The following is a 1,747-nucleotide window of genomic DNA, read 5'->3' as shown; positions in this document are numbered from 1 at the left end:
ATTTGATTCTTTTTTTGATAAAGTTGAACAAAAAGATAAAGTATTGTCTTTCGTTAGATTGTATGTTAAGAGTCCTCGAAAAAAATTAAGAAATATTTCACAATCTTTTATTAAAAAATGGGATAGATCAATTTAGGTTCTTAGAAAATTTTAATCATTAAAGGAATATTGTTATTTTCTTAAAGTTTATAATTATTTAATGGGATTATTTTTTCGAGTGAATAAGTTGGTTAAGAAACAAAAAGCTGCTCTTCAGATTTCATTAATGGCTATTATGTCAGCACTTGTAACGGTTGGAACTATAATTGTTAGGATTCCAAATATGATGGGTGGTTATTTTAATGTTGGAGATGTAATGATCTTCGTATCAGCTTTGACTTTTGGACCTTATGTTGGTGGTGTAGCAGGAGGTTTAGGTTCAGCTCTTGCAGATTTTATTGGATATCCATTGTTTGTTTTGCCTACTTTAGTGATTAAAGGTTTAGAAGGTTTAATTGCTGGATTAATTTCAAATAATAAAAAATTAATTCGTGATGTTTTGGCAGTAATTTTCGCTGGAGTTGAAATGGTTACTGGATATTTCATAGTAGAGTTATATTTATTTGGAATAGGTGGAGCAATTGCAGAAGTTATTCCAAATATAGCTCAAATTGCAGTTGGTGGAGTAATAGGAATTCCTATTGCCTTAATTTTACGTAAGAGATTACCAGAATTCTTCCAACATTAATATTCCGTAAACATTTTTACCGAAGTTCACAGATTTTAAAATCGATTGTTGGTATATAATTTGGGTGGACAGGTGATTCATGATTAGCGAATTGTCCAAGACATCAAAAAGAATGGAAAAAGTTCTACTAGTTTTCCGTCGTGAAAACTCAAAGATTAAAAATATCTTGGATGAACAAGGCTTCAGTATTGTTGACGAAAATCCTGATTTTATTATCTGTTATGGAGGAGATGGAACTGTCCTTTTCAGTGAAAGAAAATTTCCTGAGATTCCAAAGCTAATAATTAAAACTTCACGATCATGTAGGCCTTATGATTACAAAATTGATGACTTGAAAAATCTTTTGTTAAGAATTAAAACTGGAAATTTCGCGATACATTCCGAAATGAAATTGGAGACAAAAACTAAAGGTAAATTTCTCATTGGTTTGAATGAAATTCAAGTTCATCTCAAGTTACCAATTTATGCTGTCAGATTTAATTTAATTGTTAATGAAAAAAATTATGATAATATGATTGGTGATGGAGTAGTTGTTGCTACCCCTTTTGGTTCAACCGGATACTATAAGGCAACTGGAGGGTCTGCCTTCAAAAAAGGTATTGGTGTTTCCTTCAATAATTTGCATAATAAGAAGATGAAGGATTTTGTTGTTTCAGATAATTCTGTTGTCAAGTTAACCATTACTAGAGGTCCTGCATGGTTATTAGCAGATAATAATGAAGATTTTGTTGATTTAGATGCTGGAGATACTGTATTAATCAAGAAATCTCAAAGTGTTGCCAATTTCATTTATTTTCCCGATTAACCACTTGAGTTGGTTGTGAAATAAATGTTAAAAATTGGACATAGAGGAGCAAGAGCATACGAGCCAGAGAATACTTTGCGGAGTTTTCGAAAAGCTATTGAGCTTGGTGTAGATGCGATTGAACTAGATGTTCGAAAGACAAAAGATAATGAGCTTGTTGTTCTTCATAATGAAGAATTAAACAAAACTACTAACGGTAATGGCTCAGTAAATGA

Annotated in this window: 3 protein-coding genes; all 3 read left to right on the top strand. The window is 31.4% G+C overall.

The genetic code is table 11. The features are described 5' to 3' along the window. Window positions 1-199: 199 nt before the first annotated feature. On the top strand, window positions 200-727 hold the full coding sequence (locus VLM92_RS08510; protein WP_325275912.1) for an ECF transporter S component: 528 nt from the start codon (window positions 200-202) through the stop codon (window positions 725-727). A 79-nt stretch (window positions 728-806) separates the two neighbouring features. Next, window positions 807-1,532, top strand: a complete 726-nt coding sequence (locus VLM92_RS08505) for a hypothetical protein (protein ID WP_325275911.1) — start codon at window positions 807-809, stop codon at window positions 1,530-1,532. Window positions 1,533-1,556: 24 nt separating this feature from the next. Further along, a partial coding sequence (locus VLM92_RS17390) for a glycerophosphodiester phosphodiesterase (protein ID WP_325275910.1) occupies window positions 1,557-1,747 on the top strand: 191 nt, incomplete at its 3' end.

The sequence above is a fragment of the Romboutsia sp. genome (assembly GCF_035470145.1).
Taxonomy (GTDB): domain Bacteria; phylum Bacillota; class Clostridia; order Peptostreptococcales; family Peptostreptococcaceae; genus Romboutsia_D.
The sequence above is the reverse complement of the archived record's forward strand: the minus strand, read 5'-3'. Positions and strand labels throughout refer to the sequence as shown.

Bases quoted from the DNA above. Each gene is read 5' to 3' on its own strand.
- VLM92_RS08510 (WP_325275912.1), top strand. From the start codon at position 200: ATGGGATTATTTTTTCGAGTGAATAAGTTGGTTAAGAAACAAAAAGCT.
- VLM92_RS08505 (WP_325275911.1), top strand. From the start codon at position 807: ATGATTAGCGAATTGTCCAAGACATCAAAAAGAATGGAAAAAGTTCTA.